Annotated in this window: 14 protein-coding genes and 1 pseudogene; 1 reads left to right on the plus strand and 14 read right to left on the minus strand. The window is 42.1% G+C overall.

Annotation, left to right across the window (positions count from 1 at the left end; genetic code table 11):
• Positions 1-581: 581 nt before the first annotated feature.
• From megL to Q4557_RS16170, 7 genes are all read right to left on the minus strand, one after another.
• On the minus strand, positions 582-1,751 hold the full coding sequence (gene megL, locus Q4557_RS16140; RefSeq protein ID WP_102437665.1) for a methionine gamma-lyase: 1,170 nt from the start codon (positions 1,749-1,751) through the stop codon (positions 582-584).
• A 376-nt stretch (positions 1,752-2,127) separates the two neighbouring features.
• On the minus strand, positions 2,128-3,177 hold the full coding sequence (gene oleD, locus Q4557_RS16145; protein WP_303413948.1) for a 2-alkyl-3-oxoalkanoate reductase: 1,050 nt from the start codon (positions 3,175-3,177) through the stop codon (positions 2,128-2,130).
• Positions 3,178-3,243: 66 nt separating this feature from the next.
• The gene (oleC, locus tag Q4557_RS16150) at positions 3,244-4,959 is read right to left on the minus strand and encodes an olefin beta-lactone synthetase (protein WP_303413950.1); all 1,716 of its coding nucleotides are present in this window, start codon (positions 4,957-4,959) and stop codon (positions 3,244-3,246) included.
• A gap of 69 nt (positions 4,960-5,028) precedes the next feature.
• Positions 5,029-5,913, minus strand: coding sequence for an alpha/beta fold hydrolase (locus tag Q4557_RS16155; RefSeq protein WP_102437671.1), 885 nt, complete (start codon positions 5,911-5,913; stop codon positions 5,029-5,031).
• 48 nt (positions 5,914-5,961) lie between these two features.
• Positions 5,962-7,011 (minus strand): 3-oxoacyl-ACP synthase III, encoded by a 1,050-nt coding sequence (locus tag Q4557_RS16160; protein ID WP_076539890.1) that lies wholly within the window; start codon positions 7,009-7,011, stop codon positions 5,962-5,964.
• A gap of 253 nt (positions 7,012-7,264) precedes the next feature.
• On the minus strand, positions 7,265-8,575 hold the full coding sequence (locus Q4557_RS16165; protein ID WP_102476875.1) for a methyltransferase: 1,311 nt from the start codon (positions 8,573-8,575) through the stop codon (positions 7,265-7,267).
• Positions 8,576-8,651: 76 nt separating this feature from the next.
• Positions 8,652-9,938, minus strand: a complete 1,287-nt coding sequence (locus Q4557_RS16170; protein WP_368506496.1) for a chemotaxis protein — start codon at positions 9,936-9,938, stop codon at positions 8,652-8,654.
• 229 nt (positions 9,939-10,167) lie between these two features.
• Here Q4557_RS16170 and Q4557_RS16175 point away from each other — a divergent pair, with 229 nt between their 5' ends.
• The gene (locus tag Q4557_RS16175; RefSeq protein ID WP_102437673.1) at positions 10,168-10,398 is read left to right on the plus strand and encodes a DUF1289 domain-containing protein; all 231 of its coding nucleotides are present in this window, start codon (positions 10,168-10,170) and stop codon (positions 10,396-10,398) included.
• An 86-nt stretch (positions 10,399-10,484) separates the two neighbouring features.
• On the opposite strand, the gene Q4557_RS16180 is transcribed toward Q4557_RS16175, so the two are convergent.
• From Q4557_RS16180 to Q4557_RS16210, 7 genes and pseudogenes are all read right to left on the minus strand, one after another.
• Positions 10,485-10,841 carry a YajD family HNH nuclease gene (locus Q4557_RS16180; protein WP_076539886.1) on the minus strand — a complete coding sequence of 119 codons (357 nt, stop codon included), beginning with the start codon at positions 10,839-10,841 and terminating at the stop codon, positions 10,485-10,487.
• A 174-nt stretch (positions 10,842-11,015) separates the two neighbouring features.
• Positions 11,016-12,986, minus strand: a complete 1,971-nt coding sequence (locus Q4557_RS16185; RefSeq protein ID WP_102437675.1) for a BCCT family transporter — start codon at positions 12,984-12,986, stop codon at positions 11,016-11,018.
• 370 nt (positions 12,987-13,356) lie between these two features.
• Positions 13,357-13,920 (minus strand): annotated as a pseudogene (locus Q4557_RS16190) (DUF502 domain-containing protein); the annotation flags it as partial.
• A gap of 208 nt (positions 13,921-14,128) precedes the next feature.
• Positions 14,129-14,839: a phosphate signaling complex protein PhoU gene (gene phoU, locus Q4557_RS16195; protein ID WP_102437679.1), complete on the minus strand. Its 711-nt coding sequence runs from the start codon at positions 14,837-14,839 to the stop codon at positions 14,129-14,131.
• Positions 14,840-14,916: 77 nt separating this feature from the next.
• A complete protein-coding gene (gene pstB, locus Q4557_RS16200; RefSeq protein WP_102437681.1) occupies positions 14,917-15,735 on the minus strand; it encodes a phosphate ABC transporter ATP-binding protein PstB in 819 nt (272 codons plus the stop codon).
• A 28-nt stretch (positions 15,736-15,763) separates the two neighbouring features.
• Positions 15,764-17,422 carry a phosphate ABC transporter permease PstA gene (pstA, locus tag Q4557_RS16205; RefSeq protein WP_102437683.1) on the minus strand — a complete coding sequence of 553 codons (1,659 nt, stop codon included), beginning with the start codon at positions 17,420-17,422 and terminating at the stop codon, positions 15,764-15,766.
• Between the two features lie 58 nt (positions 17,423-17,480).
• Positions 17,481-19,736, minus strand: coding sequence for an ABC transporter permease subunit (locus tag Q4557_RS16210; protein ID WP_102475668.1), 2,256 nt, complete (start codon positions 19,734-19,736; stop codon positions 17,481-17,483).
• Positions 19,737-19,983: the final 247 nt, after the last annotated feature.

Below are 19,983 nucleotides of genomic sequence, written 5' to 3' on the forward strand. Positions count from 1 at the left end.
GATGGAGCAGTTTGGTAGCTCGTCGGGCTCATAACCCGAAGGTCGTTGGTTCAAATCCAGCTCCCGCAACCAATTTAAATTATTTAAAATTATTAATACTCTTCTTAAATTTAAAAATACCCTTCTTAATTTCAAAATATTCTTCATCACTTTTCAAGCTCAAGTGTATTGCACCGATTTTTAGATCCTCAGTTCGGGCTCAACTCTTATAAATCTGCAAAGGTCGTTGGTTCAAATCCAGCTCCCGCAACCAATTTAAATCACTTTCAAATAGTAATACTTTTCTTGAATTTCAAAATATCCTTCTTAATTTCAAAATATTCTACATCATTTTTCAAGCTCAAGTGTATTGCGTCGATTTTTAGATCCTCAGTTCGGGCTCAACCCTAATAAATCTGCAAAGGTCGTCGGTTCAAATCCAGCTCCCGCAACCAATTTAAATCACTTTCAAATAGTAATACTCTTCTTCAATTTCAAAATATCCTTCTTAAACTTCCAAATATCCTCATTAAATTTCAAAAAACTTCTAATAATTTTACTTGCTAAAGCCGTATTTAAATCGCTTTCAAAAGTTTTATTACCTAAAGTGCTTGTTCAATATCGATAATCAAATCTTCTACGTTTTCTAACCCAACTGAAATCCGTAATAAATTATCGGTTATCCCCGCTTCTGCTCTCGCTTCGGGGGTGTAGGGTGAATGAGTCATTGATGCAGGATGCTGAATAAGTGACTCCGCATCGCCCAAACTCACGGCTATCGTGAACAGTTTTAATTTATTTACAAAGTTAATCGCATCTTGTTCGGACCCTATTAATTCAAAGGCGATTACCCCACCCGCTCGACGCATTTGTTTGCCGACATATTTAAAGCCTTGATGATTTTCAAGCCCGGGATAAAAAACACTGCTTACTTTTGTATGTTGATTAAGGTAAACAGCCAACTTTTCAGCATTGTCACAATGACGGCTTAACCTGACATCTAAGGTTTTTAATCCTCTTAAAATTAGCCATGCATCATGGGGCGAAATAACACCGCCAAAGTCTTTAAGAATTTGGTATTTTAATTGATGAATATGCGCTTCACTTCCACAAACAATGCCTGCAATGACATCCCCATGACCATTTAAGTATTTGGTTGCACTGTGGATCACCATATCAATACCCAAAGTCAGCGGCTGTTGCAATAAAGGCGTCATAAAGGTGTTATCAACAATACTTATCAAATTATTGCGCTTTGCAATAGCTGCTATTGCGGTTAAATCAAATACTTGTAAATGCGGATTGACAGGGCTCTCACAAAATACCAATTTAGTATTAGGCTGAATTGCCGCTTCAATTGCTAAGGGATCAGAAAAGTCTACAAATGTTGTATCCACGCCATACCTTTTTAGTTGGCTACTCAACAAAGCAAAAGTGCAACCATACACCGCATTTGATGAAATTAAATGATCGCCAGCCTCCAGATGAGTCATTAACGCCGCTGAAACAGCAGCCATGCCTGAGGCACATGCAGCGGCAGATTCTGCCCCTTCAAGTAAGGCCATTTTACGTTCTAACTCTGCGGTAGTAGGGTTACCAAGACGCGTATAAATGTAGCCTTGTTCGTCACCGGCAAACCTGGCTCCGCCCTGCTGGGCATTGTCAAACACGAAGGTGGCACTTTGATAAAGTGGCGTGACTAATGCGCCAAACGCTTCCTTTATATGACCACCATGAATCGCTACTGTGGCTGGTTTCCATTGATCTGGCATCTCGCTCTCCCAGGCCCACATATGAATTTAAATTATTTTACTATGTGTGTGGACAGGAATTTAAGATAGCGCGCTGAAAATTTTAACCAATAGTTTAGCGATTATTCATATTGAACACATTGTAAACACAATGTTACATCGCAACCAAGAATGGCGCGCAAGATGTTGTTTTTACATATTTAAAGTTTTAGATTGTGACTGCGGTTATAAACAATGAGTCAACGAGGATTCTAGTGGTTATAGTGATTAGTGATTAGTGATTTGCACAGTGCTTTAATAATAATGACAGATAACATACAACTGATGTGATGAAACAAGATCACCAGCAACAATATGTATACTGGTAATCCCTTTTTTATCGACTTACTTGATCCACTTAATTTAGTGATGCTTTTAAACGCTGCATCCCTTCGTCAATACTGATCAGTGCTTCATAACCTAAATCTTTTTTAGCTGCGCTAATATTAAAGTAGTGACAGGTAGATAGTTGTCTCGCGACAAACCTTGTCATAATAGGCTCTTGCTGCTTACCAAGTATTTTATAGATGGTTTCTAATACCACTCCCGCACTATACGCCACACCTGCTGGTACCCGCTTAGTAACAGGATCAATATCAACACAGGCCAAAATGTTATTGAGCATCGCAGCCATAGTGATGGGTTCATCATTACTTAAAAAATACGCTTTACCAGCGCACTTCTTATCTTGTGACAAATCTAGCGCGGCAAGAATATGAGCATAAGCGGCATTATCGACATAGATGGTATCAACCAGCTTATCTTCTTTACCAACAAGCTTTAACTTACCCAATTTCGCTCGCTCAATCACTCGAGGAACCAAGTGCGGATCTTCTGGTCCCCAAATTAAATGCGGTCTTAACGCGGTGGTTTTTAATTGTGCGCTATTACTTTCTAGCACCATTTTTTCGGCAATGGCTTTAGAGTGACCATAAAAGTTTAAAAAGCTAGCGGCATAAGGGGAAGATTCATCAATACCGGCTTCATCTTCACCCGCAAAGGTGACACTTGGAGTACTGGTGTAAACCACATGATTGATCTTTAATGCTTTACACGCACGCAGGATATTAGCGGTTCCATTAACGTTAGGGGCAAAATAGCTATCTCTATCGCCCCAAACACCCGCTTTTGACGCCACATGAAACACTAAATCACAATCTTGCATCGCCGCTGCTAGCGCATCTGAATCGCTAATATCACCTTGATACATGTTAACGCCCATCGCCGTTAATGCAGGATATTCACCACGAGCAAAACCATTAACTTCAATGCCTGCTGCTCGCAGACGAGTACAAATCGCTTTACCTAAAAAACCACCTGCCCCGGTGACAAATACTTTGTTAACCCGACTTTTAAGCGCAGCTAAGGCTGCCTGTTCTGGCTTTAATAACATTTCGAGTTCAAGCATGTATTTACCTAATTGAGAACGCTAATAAAAATTGATTGTTGGCAAACATTTCAGCAACGATTTGCACTATTCTTTCCACTGTTTTTGAGCCCAAACAGCTAATTTTTCTCTGAATATTTTCGCGTTGTGTCTGACATCCACAGGAAAATCTGGATGAATTAAAAAACGTGAAATACCCATTGTATGTGTATGTTTTTCAGCGATATCAACTAACTCTTGGTATAGCGCTTTACTGTTTGAGCAAGTCATGGCTTTATCAAGTTCGACACATAACAGTGGTTCAATATTGCCATTAATGACAATATTCACCAGTGCTGAACGTTTTACTTGTTTATGGGTGTTAAATACCCGCTCACAGGGAATTGAAAAATAACGTTTACTAAGGCTACCTTTTAGAGTTTGATCAACTCGATGGGCCTTGCGGCCACACATCCATAATTGCCCTAATTCATCCAAGTAACCGACATCACCCATGCGGTGTCGAATACCGTCAGCATCAGTAATTTTGGCCAGCTTAGTTGCACTATCGCGATGATAATACTCACGACTTACCATCGGCCCTTTTACGACGATTTCACCAATCTTTCCTACAGGTAAAATATCGGCTTCATCCCAATGGCTGATAACTGACTCAGTAATATCGATAATGCTAATCTCAACACCATCAATGGCTTTACCCACACAAATACCTTTACCAGCATCAGTTGCGGCGGTGGTATCAAACAGCTCGCTGCTTGGCATCATGCTAATCGGCAAAGACTCTGTCGCCCCATAAGAGTTGAGCACCTCAACTCCTGTTGCTAACATTTTGCTAAAACGCTTTATTGATGAGATGGTTGCTGGCGCCCCTGCTGAAATAACTCTTTGCACGCTTGGTAATGTAAATGCTTGGTTTTGGGCTGCGGTTTTAGTTTCAGCAGCGGCGCCTAAGCGCTCCAGCAATGCCGGATTAACAAACATATTAGTACATTGATATTTCTCAATCGCTGCGAATAAATACTCAGGATTAGCGGTTATGGGTTTACTGGCGTCCATCGCTGGCACAATAGATGCCATACCCAGTGCAGGGCCAAATAATGAAAATAATGGAAAAGTCGCTAAGTCGCGCTCACCGGGCTTAATGCCGTAATCATGTTTAAGGGCGCTAATTTGCGCTTCAAACATGCCATGGGAATACACCACACCTTTTGGGGTGCCTGTACTGCCACTGGTAAATAAAATTGCCGCCATTTGATCATCACACAGTGTGACCATGGGGTAAGCTTTGGCAAATGATCCACTAACCTGTGGCAAGGCGTCAATACTCACTGCGCCTGATAACCAACGCTGAATACTACTGCCGCCCACATTTAAGCAAAGCTTAACCGAAGATTTACCCCAACCTAATATTCTTCTGGCAATATGGGCTTTAGGGATACCAATAAACACATCGGGTTGTGACTCTTCAAAACATTGTTTTAAGTTTTTAACCCCCATACCGGGATCGACCAGAATAGGAATTACGCCCGCTTTAAATAACGCAAACGTTAGCACGAAAAAATCAATGCTTGGGGTCACCATCAACACAGCTTTCATGCCAGCTTGAAGGCCAAAGGCATTTAAACGATAGGCAATATCATCAGATTGTTGGTTTAGGGAGCCAAAATCGACGTCTTGATAAGTTAAAGCGTGAGAGGCTTGATTGGCAGATGTCGCTGTTTGCACCGCGACAGCTAATTGAGAAGGAAAGTTATTTGCCGCATCTTGTAAATGCCGACAGATGTTAGCCGTTTTTAATGTCATAAGCCTGATGTCATTGGTTTATAACTTGGGCGTGAATAATGAGTATTTCATCACGCCCAAGGTCGCTGTTTAGCTTTGCTGGTTGTTAGCCATAAAGTTCTGAATAAGCCCGATGACATCTTCGCTAGCATCTTCAAGAATATAATGACCACAGTCATCAAACTCTCTTACTTGCGCATGGGGCATATATTGACGCCACTTTGCTAAAAAGTGCTTATCAAATACAAAATCCTGTAGTCCCCAACAAATCAGTGTTGGCACTTCAGAGAATTTAGATAAACTATCAGCAATATTTGAAACTAACTCATAGTTACGATCTTCAGGCTTTAACGGAATATCCTGCACAAAACGTAAGGTTGAAATACGGTTTTTCCAGCTATTAAATGGCGCAACGTAGGCTTCGCGCACTGCTTTGGCCATTGGCTGACGTTTAACACCCACATAGGATGCAATGGATGAAAAGGCATTAAAGCCTCTGACCAAAAACGTCCCTAAAATAGTTTCGCGGCAAACCCATAATGCCCAAGGAAAAGGCTTAGATTCAGGTAAGTGAAATGCTGCTGTGTTTAAAAATACTAAGCGCTTAATGCGCTCAGGATAACGGGCAGCATAGCCCATACCAATCATTCCGCCCCAGTCATGAACCACTAAGGTGATGTTTTCTTTGACATCTAAATGATCTAACAGCGCTTCTAAATCATCAATACGATTTTCTAATGTGTAATCGTATTGTGGGTCATCAGGTTTATCCGATAAACCACAACCAATATGATCAGGCACAATACACTGATAATTGGTGCTTAATGCACTGACTAAGTTACGGTAGTAATAACTCCAGCTTGGATTTCCATGAACCATAACCACTGGCTCACCCTGGCCTTCATTAACATAATGCAGTTTGTTACCACTGCGGTCTAAATAATGGCTATCAAAAGGCAACAGATTTTCTAACATGATGCTTCCTACAATTTTATAATACTTATTCTATAACCAGCGAAATGATTACCACTTGATGCCTAGCATCATACAGTTCAACCCGCTGCCTATGCCTAGAAAGCTCACTTGATCGCCTAATTTTAAAAAGCCTTGGTCGTGGGCCATCGCCGCTGTTACTGGCAGCGAAACCGTGCCCATATTGCCCAAGGTTTCATAAGTTGGAAATTCTTTTTCATGAGGAATATTGAGAGCATTTAACACTTGTTTGCGGTTTGATGCGCCCACTTGATGACAAATCACTTTATCAACTTGATCCACTAACCACTCACGCTGAGTTAAGAAGTGTTCCCAAGTATGCTTAGCCAGATCAACCCCTTCTTTAAGTAAGGTGACGGCATCGGTACGCATAAACTCACGATATAACTTTTGACTGGTTTCTTGTAGGCCCCACTGACATAACTCGTGATGCTCAGGCGCCGATAAGTGGCTGGCACCTAATAGCTGATGATTACGAGTATTTTTAAGCGGTAAGCTACCGTCAGTTAAGATAACCGCAATCGCACCAGAGCCACCGGTTAAGGTCGCTAGCGATTGGGCAAAATTCTGCATTGTCGGCTCATTGAGCATATTGTCGATAGTGACTTCAACAATATCGCGCGCCGATTCACAAGATACCACCATACCGGCTTTAATTTGTCCAAGCTCAATACGGTTAGCGATATCTAAAATGCCAGAAAGCACACCTAAACAAGCGTTACTGATATCGTAAATCGCGGTATCTTTAGACACACCAAGCTCTGCAGCCACGCGGCACGCGGTTGCGGGCTCATGTTGGTCACGGCACACGCCTGTGTAAACAACTGCCCCTAAATCACTGACATTGATACCTGTTTCAGCAACCGCTTTACGGGCAGCACTGATAGCGCCGTCAGATAAACGATAACCTTTTGGCCACCAGCGACGTTCCTTAATACCGGTTAAAGCGGCTAATTGCCCCATTGGAATACGAAACTTTTGATAAAGCGGCGCAAGACGAGATTCTAGGTCTAGACTAGACACCACTTGGGGTGCTAACTCATAGGCCATACTATTAATAAAAACGCGGGAATATTTCATGAAACCGTATCAATCGCTCACTTTAAGGCCGCCTTAGGCAACCGAATTTATTGGTATTTGCTACTAACCCGCCATTTGAACAAGAAAAGCTTCAATATTCAATACAAAACCACAATTAGTAATATATAAATCTACCAAAGCCGCAGTTTATCGCTGGGGTATTAACTGTATCACTAAAGGGGTTAATCAAGAGGATTTAAAATAAAAACTATTAAACAGTACCTTAGAAAACTATTCGAACAGAATTATTTAATTAGGTTAATTTTTCAGCTTGAATTAACCAATTCCTTGGTGTGATTTCGTTTGCACAAAATTCAACCATGGTAACTTGATAACCCTGCTGTTGTAAAAAGCACATTCTATCCAGTAATAACCACTGCTCTAAAGCGTGCCTAAACAGGTGCGCGACTAGATCGATACGCTGAGTTAGCCTTTGCCTAGCTACCCCTTGAGCAAGATAGGCATCAAAGTCGGTTACAGCGCCGATATTGACTTGTTTTTGCGCCCCAGCCCAATAACAAAAATCACTAAATGATGCCGATAACTGGCTTCGTTTAACACTGGGGATCGGCAGATAGCGATCATTACCGCTAATATCTCGCTGCAAGCTATCAAAGCCTAAGCGCCAAGCAATTTCTTGATGTCGTAATGCTTGCTGCTTGTCATTGGCAATCACACTTTGCTGCAGCGGCAACTGTAAATCATGTCGCGATAGCTTAAGGCCACTGTTTTTTGCAGCATGGGATAGCGGCTGATAGTAATTAGCTTGAATAAGATGATAACAACAAGGTGAAAACGAGATTTGTTTGGTGTTTGCTTGAGCGGCTAACTCCAGCAGCCTAACATGTAAATCACCACAGGCATGTAACGCAATGGCATGTTGCTCTGAACTTAGCGGGTTGGCCCCTAATGTACTATTGGCTAAGTTAAACACATCAACACAATGAAACTGCTGCGACAATTGCCACTTGTCTGCAAACTGCTGGCCTTGCTCACACAAGCTTTGTTGCCACTCTAAACTGCTAACCTTAACTTGATGGGTTTTAGCAATATAACGTCCCAAATGGCCTTTACCTGCACACCATTCAACAATCGGGTTTCCTTTAGGAATATGCGCTGAAAAAGCAGTAATTTGCTGCCACTTTCGGCCTTTGATATGGGCGCTGAAATGGCTAAGCTCAGTGTCAGACAGGCCTATTTCTACAGCGTGTGCTTCAAACGATTTGGGTTCTGGTCTCGTTAACGATACATCACCATTTGTCGATGTGCTTAACATCGCGGCTAAGCCATCAATTTTCATCCCCAACTGCTGCATATCTTGCATCAATGACGGCAGTAACGCCGATACCAATGCCCCTTGAGCTACATCTAGTGCCTCTATGTCAGTATCAGCAATGGCCCAAACCTTTGCGGCTAAGCAAGGAAACTGCTCAGACCAAGGTAATTGCTGACAATCAAAGGCTTTCACTTGCCACAAACTATTTAGCTTTAGTAAGCACTCGCTAAGCTGGCCTAGCTTGGCGCTATTGTCGCTACAATTGTTAGCGTCTGTCGCGCAGTTCATGGCAATCTGTGTGCTCATTGGCATCCTATGGTTTATTGGTGTGATTGATGGTTTACACCATCATTAAGCACTCTCACTACTCACTACCTGCGACTTTGATAGCTGATTTAGGGTTAGATTTGGGTTCAGACTTTCGAACCGCCATGCGTTTACCTAACCAAACCCCCATAGCTAGAGGCGCAAAAAATATCGCAATTAAGAATAAAATGAAATACACAATCACACTTTTTATTAACTCAATCACTTGGGCAAACACTAATTCAACGGTTTTTTGGGTTAGTGCATCTAAATCTTGAATAGCAGCGCTGCGTTCATCAGCAATCATTTGCGCTAACGCTTCTCGCTCGTGAACAATAATTAAGGCTAGTGATTCACGCTCTTTTGATAACTGCTGCAGTTTATCATCTGTGACATCACTCAGTTGATCTAATAATGGCGCCAGCTCCACTCGCATATCACCGGCAAGCATGGTCATCATTTCAGGGGTTTGCTGCATTAACTGCTGAAATTTTTTGGTGGTTTCACTGATATTTTTAAGGGCTAATTCTATATCAGCGGCGCTAACATCAGCATGAAGTGCATATAACTCGGCTTTCCAGCCAAGAATTTTTGGCATCTGCTCAGTGGTCATCGCCATACGATCAGACATATCACTCATCACCTCAGGCATTGAACCAAAAGTGGTAATGGCTTCAAACTCTGAAATATTGCTAAAGGCCAACCAAGCATTAAAGGCAGTAGTGCGGGTAAAGGTAATATCCTCAAGCTGATTTTCAGCCACATATTGGCTCACAAACGCTTGATTATTTTTGAACTTTTGGTTGCTAATAAAGCCTTTTACTGTCGAGACGAATTGATCCGCTAATTTTTCACTGCTATCTATCGCGAGCTGCTGTTGTTCACCGAATAACTCACTGCCAGCACCAGTTTCATAAAACTGCTTCATTTGCTCGGTCAACACCCAAGTATCGAGCATTGCCGCTACTGGAGAGGCTTGGAATATAGCCCGCTGCAGGCTTTGCTCAGCGTAAATTTTCCACATTAAGGTGTTAGCTCTAACGTTGTCATCATCGCTATTAGCTGCAATGCGGTCTGCGGTGGCTTCAATTTCAGCATAAAAGCTATAACTAAATTCACGGCTAAACATACGCATGTTTATCTGCTCTTTAGGTAAGGGTTCAACGCCACTTTCAAGCTTAACTTCTAGCAGTGAACAAGCCGTTAAACTTAAAGATAACAAGCCGATACTCATAAGGCTAAGCAGTTTTTTACAGGTGATAATAAGGGGGTGAAACTGAGCAAACCAGCAACGACTACTCAGGCTAGCAAGATTTTTTACAGCTAAATTAAACCATGATTTCATGGTACTCTCCACGCAATAGCGACACAATAAAGCAGCAAGTTGGCTATTTATTATAGCAAAAAACCAACGAAACACTGACAACAAAGCCATAGTTACAACCAATTAAACTTGCAAATAACTTAATTAATTCAATAAACTATAGCTAGTCGCAGCCTAGTTTTATTTATTTAATTTGTCTATATGGTTTAATCAATAAATGCCAAGACTTTAGAACGGTAAAGGATTAACAATGCACTCACCTTGCGTCGCCAAATGCGGCTTAAATGAAGCAGATTACTGCATGGGCTGTTTTCGCCACATCAATGAAATTGTTGGCTGGGGACAAGCCAGTGAAGAGAAAAAACAAGCGGTATGGCAACAACTGCCACAACGAAAAGAACGAATGAAAGGCGGTAATAATAGCCAGATCATCAGCCGTGAGAAGTGGTTAAAAGCCCAAGCGGAAATTGAACAGCCTTGAATTGTAAAGCTGAGCAATAAAGCTTTCAGCCAAGCACAAAAAAGCCCATAAATATGGGCTTTTCATCTGAGTATCAGTAAACAAAGCTACTTTTTCATCATTGCTTTTAAATCTGCAAATGGATTATAGGTAGCGGCTTCTTGCTTGGTTTCAGTGGTATTGCCATAACGGATCAACTCTTCAAATCGAGAATGTTCATTATCGTGGCAATACAAGCATAACAATTCCCAGTTCGAGCCATCTGACGGGTTGTTATCATGGTTATGATCAACATGGTGTACCGTCAGCTCAGATAAATTCTTATGAGTAAACTCACGTGTACAACGGCCACATATCCAAGGATAGAGTTTTAAGGCTTGTTCACGGTAGCCTTTTTCACGAGTGGCTTTGTAATCTCTGGCTTCTGCTAATACTTTATCTAATTTACTTTGAGTAGCTGACATCGACTTTCCAATTTACTTTCATTACAAAATTACCCCAAGGATAAGCGCTGTTATCGGTTGGGGCAATGTTTTCTATCACAATTGCACTGCTCGAGTAATACTAACATCACTTAAAACAAGCACCACTTAAAACAAGCACCACTTAAAACAAGCACCGCTTAAAACAAGCAGCCGCTAGTAAGTCACTAACTCTGAATTAGACAAATGCTGGTAGTGTAAATAGCGTTCATATTGATTAACGATATCTGCAATAATTTGCTCTTGAGTATAACCCATCACATCGTAATGCTGACCGCCGTGCTCTAAGAACACTTCCACCCGATAATAGTCTTGCTCACTAGCAAAGCCTTCGACATCGGCACCATTCATGGTAAATGCTCGAATACGCAGCCCATAAGCAAACTGCAGGGTTTCGTTGTTACCGATCAATAAACGTACCCTTTCATCATCTTGGGTGATGACAGCAGGCATATTTTTAGCTAAAAATATTTGTCTGACTTGTTCAAGTCCCGGTTTGGCGATGTTATCTAAAAATCGCTGCGCATCTTCTTGACTGGGGTGAGAGACCAGTACATCAATACGATCTTCCCAGCTCATGTTGGCTTTAGCAAATTGCACACTGGTATTGTGTTGCTGCACACTTTCTAATTTCAAGCGATCATCTTGTAAGGCTTTATACAAGCCAAGGCACATCAATAGCATCACAATCATGATTGGCATTGCACTGGCAATCGCTGCTGTTTGTAACGCTTGTAAGCCACCAGCGAGTAATAATACGCTCGCGACAACACCTTGCAGTATCGCCCAAAAAACTCGCTGGCCTACTGGCGCTTGTTCATTACCGCCTGAGGTCAAGTTATCAATCACTAACGAGCCGGAATCTGATGAAGTAACAAAAAATGTTACCACTAAGAATATGGCAATGATGGACAATACTGATGAAAATGGTAGATGCTCAAAAAATCGAAACAAGGCCACCGATACATCATTAGAAACCGCATCCGATAGATAACTCGCCCCATGGTTTCTAATCATATCAATGGCGCTATTACCAAATACTGTCATCCATAGGAAAGTGATGCCAGTTGGGAAAAATAACACCCCGACTAAGAATTCTCGAATAGTGCGCCCACGACTGACACGAGCAATAAAAGTACCTACAAATGGCGACCATGAGATCCACCAGCCCCAATACAATAATGTCCAGCCACCAAGCCAATCATCTTTTTGCTCGTAGGCGTATAAGTTAAAGGTTTTACCCACAATATCACTTAAATAACCACCGGTATTTTGAACAAATGCTTGCAGTAACAGCACTGTTGGTCCAAGAACTAAAACTGCCACAAGCAATAGCAGTGCTAACGCAAGGTTAAGCTCACTTAAACGTTTAACGCCTCTATCTAAGCCTGCAAAAACAGAAACCGTTGCTATCGCGGTAATCGCCATAATGATAATAATTTGCACAGTGATGTTATTTGGCAAACCATCAATTAAATAACTTAAGCCTGAATTGACCTGTAGCACCCCAAAGCCCAATGAGGTTGCTACGCCAAACATGGTGCCGATCACCGCAAACGTATCAACCGCGTGCCCTATAGGGCCATAGATACGCTCGCCAATGAGTGGATATAAGGCAGAACGTGGCAGTAAAGGCAGTTTATGACGATATGAGAAATACGCTAAGCTTAAAGCCACTACGGCATAGATTGACCAAATATGGATGCCATAATGGTAAAAAGTAATCTTCATGGCATCTTTTGCAGCCTCCAGTGACTCAGGCGTTGCATCAGGTGGGGCTAAATAATGCATCACTGGCTCTGCCACGCCAAAGAACATTAATCCAATACCCATCCCTGCAGAAAACAGCATAGATACCCAGCTTTTAAAGCTGTAGTCAGGCACGGAATGATCTGGGCCTAGTTTGATGTCACCAAAACGGCTCATCATGACAAAAATAATAAAGATGAGAAAAATAGCCACCCCAACAATATACAACCAGCCCGCTTTAACTTCTAACCAACTTTGAATGGCTTTAAAAAATTGGCTAGCTTCATTTGGCCAAACGGCACAAATAAATACCATGACAAAAATAAGCAATACTGAAGGGAAGAAAACCGGAGGGTTAACACTCGCTTTCTTAAACATGATTGAGACCTGTAAATAGGATAATGAACACAGCTACATAGGTAACAATTGCGCTGACAATTGCATAAGTATAGGCTGGTTCTATTGGATTGCGTTTAACGTAATCATTGAGGGGTAAATTTGTACTCGCGCGCATTGGGATTAAAAAGCACTATTTCTTAGTTGCTGAAGTGCTATTATCTGACGCCAAAGTTTCATTAGCTGACGCTTCATCGCTAGTTGCATTGCCGCTAGCATTAGCGTTTATATCACTATTGGCATTAGCGTTTATATCACTATTGGCATTAGCGTTTGTATTTGTATTAGTATTAGTATTAGTATTAGTATTAGTATTAGTATTGGCATTAGCGTTTGTATTGGCATTAGCAATCGAGATCCCCGCAGTTAAGTTAAAGCGCATGGCATCTTCAAATGACCAATCGACTTCAATTAAATCTTCACGCTTGACTAAACTCGTCACCCCAGCCATTTGGTAGCTAAGCTGAAACAATACTGGCACCCAATCACCTTCAGGTAGGGCTTCAGTAAGCGGTTTAGGCGCCTGTTGATTCATGATAAAGCCAACCACATAACCGCCATTGGCTTGCTTGATCAATACGGTTTTTTGATTCTTTGGCTTACCGTCTCGTTTCATTAAGTTCGCAATATCACGAATACTGCCATAGACAGATTTAAACAGCGGGAACTTCATTAATTGACGCTCAAGCCAAGCGTATAACCAAGCAAATGGGCTAAATGAAAATAACAGCCCTGAAATAAACACTAACACTGCCACCAAAATAAACCCGGCGCCGACAAAGCTGTTTTCTAAATTAACAATATCCAGCAGTAAATGGCCTAAACCATCTAAAGAAATAAATAATGACCAGAATAACCACAGACTCAGTGCCATTGGCAGTAAGTTAGTTAAACCACGAGAAAGGGTGTTTTTCATTGAGCCTACAAAACGAACGAGGAATTACAGAAATTTTAACACAGTTTGCTAATGCTCCAGCCTATTTAGCCCCCTTGTTGAGCAAAGGCTAATTAACTTTTGTGAGTTGGCTCACAGCATTAGCACTACCAGCATAAAAGTGACAGCAATAAAAAAGTCCCATTAACCATAATGAGACTGTTATTTTTTGCTTGCAGGCAAACATAGCTTACATATTTAGATCTTTTTCCATCTCTTCATAGGAAGTATGGCGAACATCTTTACCTTTAACGAAATAGATAATGTACTCACAAATGTTTTTACAGCGGTCCCCCACACGCTCAACCGCCCGCGCAGCCCAAAGTACATCTAACACACCAGGAATTGAGCGAGGATCTTCCATCATATAGGTCATTAACTGACGAATAATCCCTTCATATTCTTTGTCTAGTTTGGCATCTTCTTTGTGTAACTCTAAGGCATTATCAGCATCCATACGTGCAAGCGCGTCCAGTGTCGAATGCAAGGTACGGGTTGCATGGCGACCCATGTTTTCAATACTCACCAATAATGGCTGTTGATTGTTTAAACGTTTATCTAATGCTGCTTTTGCGATACGTACACAAGCATCACCAATACGCTCTAAATCTGTAATAGTTTTAGTTATGGTGATAATTAAACGTAAGTCACTTGCCGCTGGTTGGCGCTTAGCAATAATGCGGGTGCATTCTTCATCAATTGACACTTCCATGCCATTTACGCGGTGATCGCCATTAATCACTTTTTGGGCAAGCTCGGCATCTAAGCTACCAAGAGCATCAAGGGCTTGTTCAAGTTGGCGCTCAACTAAACCGCCCATGGCCAAAACACGGTTACGAATATCTTCTAATTCAGCATTAAACTGTCCAGAAATATGCTTATTTAAACTTTTGTTTTCCATTACTTTATTACCTTAATTATCTCTGACTTTCTCACCAATGACTTGCCATAAGCGCCAGCTTACTCACTTCGTTATTATTAACCGTAACGACCTGTGATGTAATCTTCGGTTTTACGCTTTTGCGGCGTGGTGAAAATGGTATTGGTATCCGCATATTCAATCAACTCGCCCATGTACATAAAGGCGGTTTGATCAGAAACCCGCGCCGCTTGTTGCATGTTATGGGTCACTATCACTACTGTGTATTTCGATTTAAGCTCAGTGATCAGCTCTTCGATGGTTAAGGTTGAAATAGGATCCAGTGCTGATGTGGGCTCATCAAGCAATAACACTTCAGGCTCAATAGCAATAGCGCGAGCAATAACCAAACGTTGTTGCTGACCACCCGATAGGCCAAAAGCATTATCGTGTAAGCGATCTTTCACTTCATCCCAAATCGCAGCGCCACGTAATGACATTTCAGCAGCTTCGTCTAGTTCGCGGCGATTACTCACCCCTTGTAGGCGTAAGCCATAAACCACATTCTCATAAATTGATTTAGGAAATGGGTTTGGGCGCTGGAAAACCATACCGACATTTCGACGCAACTGAGCGACATCAACATTTTTGTCATAAATATTTTGCCCGTTCAGTAAGATTTCACCACTGATTTTACAGGTTTCAACCAAGTCATTCATGCGGTTAATACAACGCAGTAAGGTTGATTTACCACAACCACTTGGGCCAATAAAGGCGGTGACTTGTTTTTTAGGAATTTTCATTCCAACGTTATATAACGCCTGCTTATCACCATAACGTAAATCAAGGTTACGAATTTCTAGGGCAGTATCCTGTGCGGGTAAGTTTGCTAAATCAATAATGTTAGATTTAGTTGCGCGTTGATCAATTGAAATCATTTTTGTATTTTCCTCAGGATATCGCTAATTAATGTTCTAGCGAACGGAATTTTTCACGTAAGTGATTACGTACACTAATTGCTGTTAAGTTAAGTGTCACAATCACAGATACTAATAAGAATGAAGTCGCGTAAACCAATGGTCTCGCCGCTTCAACGTTAGGGCTTTGAAAGCCAACGTCATAAATATGGAACCCAAGATGCATAAACTTACGTTCTAAATGCACAAACGGGAAGTTCATATCAATCGGTAATGTCGGCGCCAGTTTTACCACGCCCACTAACATCAGTGGTGCTACCTCACCTGCTGCTCGGGCGACCGCAAGAATAAGTCCGGTCATAATCGCAGGGCTTGCCATTGGAATAACAATGCGCCATAAGGTTTCAAATTTGGTTGCCCCTAAGGCTAAGCTGCCTTGACGCACGGCACTTGGAATACGGCTTAAGCCCTCTTCCGTAGATACAATCACCACAGGTAAAGTTAAGATAGCCAAGGTTAAGGCTGACCAAATCACCCCTGGTGAACCAAACGTTGGCGCAGGCAATGCTTCAGGGTAAAACAGCTGATCTAACGAACCACCAAGCATATACACAAAGAAGCCCAAACCAAATACACCATAAACGATTGATGGCACACCGGCTAAGTTAATCACCGCAATACGGATCATCTTAGTAATTGGCCCTTTTTTGGCGTACTCATGTAAATAAATTGCCGCGATTACGCCAAATGGGGTCACGATAACCGCCATGAGCATCACCATAAATACCGTACCAAAAATAGCAGGGAACACGCCGCCTTCGGTGTTAGCTTCACGTGGGTCTTGGCTAATAAAACGCCCCATGCCCACAAACCAATGACCGAGTTTATCGACGATGTTCATGTGATTGACATAGCTAACATCAAGCACGCTATCAAGTTTTAAGGTGACCTCTTCACCGCGCATATCACGCACAACCACTGAATCTCGCGCCGCTTTGTCGCGCAGGGCAAATAAGTCTTTTTCCATGACTAAGTAGTCTTGGTTTAACTGCTCTGCTTGGGCGTCCATCTCAGCTTTAATCGCTGGAGTGAGTTTGCCATCCAGTTCATATTTACGCTCTTTTAGGCGCAAACGCTCTAAGGCATAGTTCACTGAACCAATTTCAGACTTTTGCAGTGCCAGCGCCTCATCAGCAATATCAACTGCACGCTTGATATGTGCTACTAACGAAGTTTCAATGGCCTCGCCGGTAATATTTAAGCGCTTACCGTCTTCAATGACCGCAATTGGATAACCGTAAAAGTTACCATTTTTAGCCCTTTCGAGCATGGCCACATCAGCTGGCTTTTCACGGCTGACGATATCGGTGCCGAGGATCCAGCGAAAATCTAAGCCAACGAATTCACGGTTACCGGTTTTAACTAAGTAACGAGTCACAAACTCGCCAGGATGTTCATCAAACTGATGACCCGCTGCAATTAAACGTTCAGTGGGCACTTCTTCACGGTCGTAGATTTCACCAATTAGGGTTGTTTTAACGCCATTATTGTCTTCTAGCTGCCACTGATAAATATCGGCAGGCCAGAAGTAACTTAAGCCGCGCCACGCAATCAATAACAACAAACCCAGTACTGCAATCAAACAAATGCTCACCGCACCGCCAGTCATCCAAATCCATGGAGAACCTGATTTAAACCACTTACCCATTGCACAAACCTCTCAAGGCGATTGGCGAAATATTAAAAACTCTGTTCATCTTCATTCCTTAAAGTGAGCTATAACGTTCACGTAGACGTTGGCGTACCACTTCAGCAATGGTGTTAAAGACAAAGGTGAATACAAACAACACAAATGCCGCAAGGAATAGCACACGGTAATGGGAACTACCAATGGCAGACTCTGGCATCTCGACGGCGATATTTGCCGCTAGAGTACGCATCCCTTCAAACACACTCCACTCAAGGATTGCGGTGTTACCTGTTGCCATTAATACAATCATGGTCTCCCCCACTGCGCGGCCTAAACCCATCATGATGGCAGAGAAAATACCTGGGCTTGCAGTAAGCAGCACCACGCGGGTTAAGGTCTGCCAGTTAGTCGCGCCCAGTGCCAGTGAACCATTTGATAAATGACGTGGCACTGAGAAAATCGCATCTTCAGCAATGGAGAAAATTGTTGGAATAACCGCAAAACCCATCGCAATACCCACAACAAAGGCGTTGCGTTGATCGAATGTAATGCCTAAATCATTGGTAATGAACTGACGGGTATTACCATCAAAGAAGGCGATTTCGATTACAGGGCTAATCTCAAATGAGAACCAACCCACAAACAAAATCACTGGAATTAACATGATCTCTTGATAGGTTTCAGGTAGGCGTTGCTTCCATTTCGCTGGCAATTTACTCCAGGTAAATGCACTGACTAAAATACTGGTGGGCAGTAATGTGAGTAACACTAAAATGCCCGGTAAGTGATCTTCAATCAATGGCGCTAACCAAAGGCCAGCTAAGAAGCCTAAAATTACTGTCGGCAGTGCTTCCATGATTTCAATGGTCGGCTTAACCACGCCGCGCACTTTTGGCGACATAAAGTAGGCGGTATAAATCGCCCCTGCAATGGCCAGTGGCACGGCAAATAACATTGCATAAAATGCCGCTTTCATGGTGCCAAAAGCTAACGGCATTAAGCTTAATTTTGCTTCAAAATCATCTGACCCCGAGGTTGACTGCCATACATATTGTGGCTCTGGGTAACCTTCGTACCAGACCTTTTCCCACAAAGCACTCCAAGACACTTCAGGGTGAGCATTATCAACCGCGAAAATGTTGAGCTTATTATTAGCTTCAACCACTAAGGCGTTTGAACGAGGGCTAAATGCCATCGCGCCCGGGTTGGCGATATCAAATGTTTCAGTGAATAAGTTGCGCTGACTGGTGGTATAAAGCAGTGATAGCTCACCTTCAGGGCTGACTACCGCAAAACTTTTACGGTAAAACTCTGTCGTCATGGCTCCGACTTTAGCGTCATTGTCAAAGTGTCTTATTTTTTGATACAAACGACCACTGCGACCACTGACTTGGAAATACTGGTCAATTAAGCCATTATCATAACTGACTAAAATTGAACTAGCACCTGCTAGCAGCATCACTTTCGACACCACTGACTTACCATTTTTCACATCGATAACTTGCAACAAGCTAGGTTCGTCACTATTGCGAATATCATAAATAAACAGTTTATTCGATGTTGGCAGGATCAATTGACGATGATCCGGTGTCATTAAGGCCGTAAAGGCATTATTGGGTGCATCTTTGATATAGGTTAAATCTGAATACCATTCGATTTCTTCAGTCATCATGTTTTCTTCGCCTTCAAGGCGACTTAGCTTCCACGAGCCATTGTCATCTTGATAAGCAAAACCAACACGATTATCGATATAATCAAAAACCAGATTGTTAAGGGCTTGGCCTTCATCCACCATAATCGGTGTTTCACCCAGTGGATAACGTAATCTTGGGGTAATGGTGCGCTTGTTATCTGGGTAAGTTACTCCAAAATCCACCCCGACGATTAATGCTTCACCAGTGCTTAAGCCTAAGGCAAAACGTTGCTCGTTAGGTTTAGCTTTAGCGCTACTAACAACCGTTGCGCCCTTAGGAAGCTTAGGTTTGAAGCTGGTGATTAACTGACGCCCTGCAACTGAATAAAAATCAACTTGGCCATCGACTAATACCCGATAAGCAATTTCATTTTGCTCATCACTGCCGACCATTAAGGTCGCGACCTCAGTTTGTTGATAGCTGATGGTTGAAATAGGCTCAACATCGGCGCCATCAAATATAGGTTTAATCACATACAATAAATAAAAGAAAATCAGCAACAAAGCGACAAATACCATGGTGCCACCCACAGTGACACCCACTTCAGCTGCCTTATCCATAAACGCTCTACGGCTGGTTTGTCTGTTTACTAACAAACTCTTCGCCGCAGAACCAGGCTGACTTACCTGACTTTCCATTAAGAACCTCTATAATTAATCGTTAACGATATTTCGCTATGATTGTTTGATTCGCTGTGTTACTAACTAAACGGTGCTTTTTACTTAAGCGAACTGTTTTTTCTTTAAGCAAATTGCCAGTTTTAAAACAGCTATTTAGCTTGTGTTTATGGCAGACTATAAATGCCATATTTTATTGAGCTGAATTATATGACGTCTTTATGACAGTAGTGTTACAGCAGATTTATTTGTTAAAATTTTGGGAGTT

It is taken from the genome of Shewanella sp. 5_MG-2023 (assembly GCF_030547465.1).
GTDB lineage: Bacteria > Pseudomonadota > Gammaproteobacteria > Enterobacterales > Shewanellaceae > Shewanella.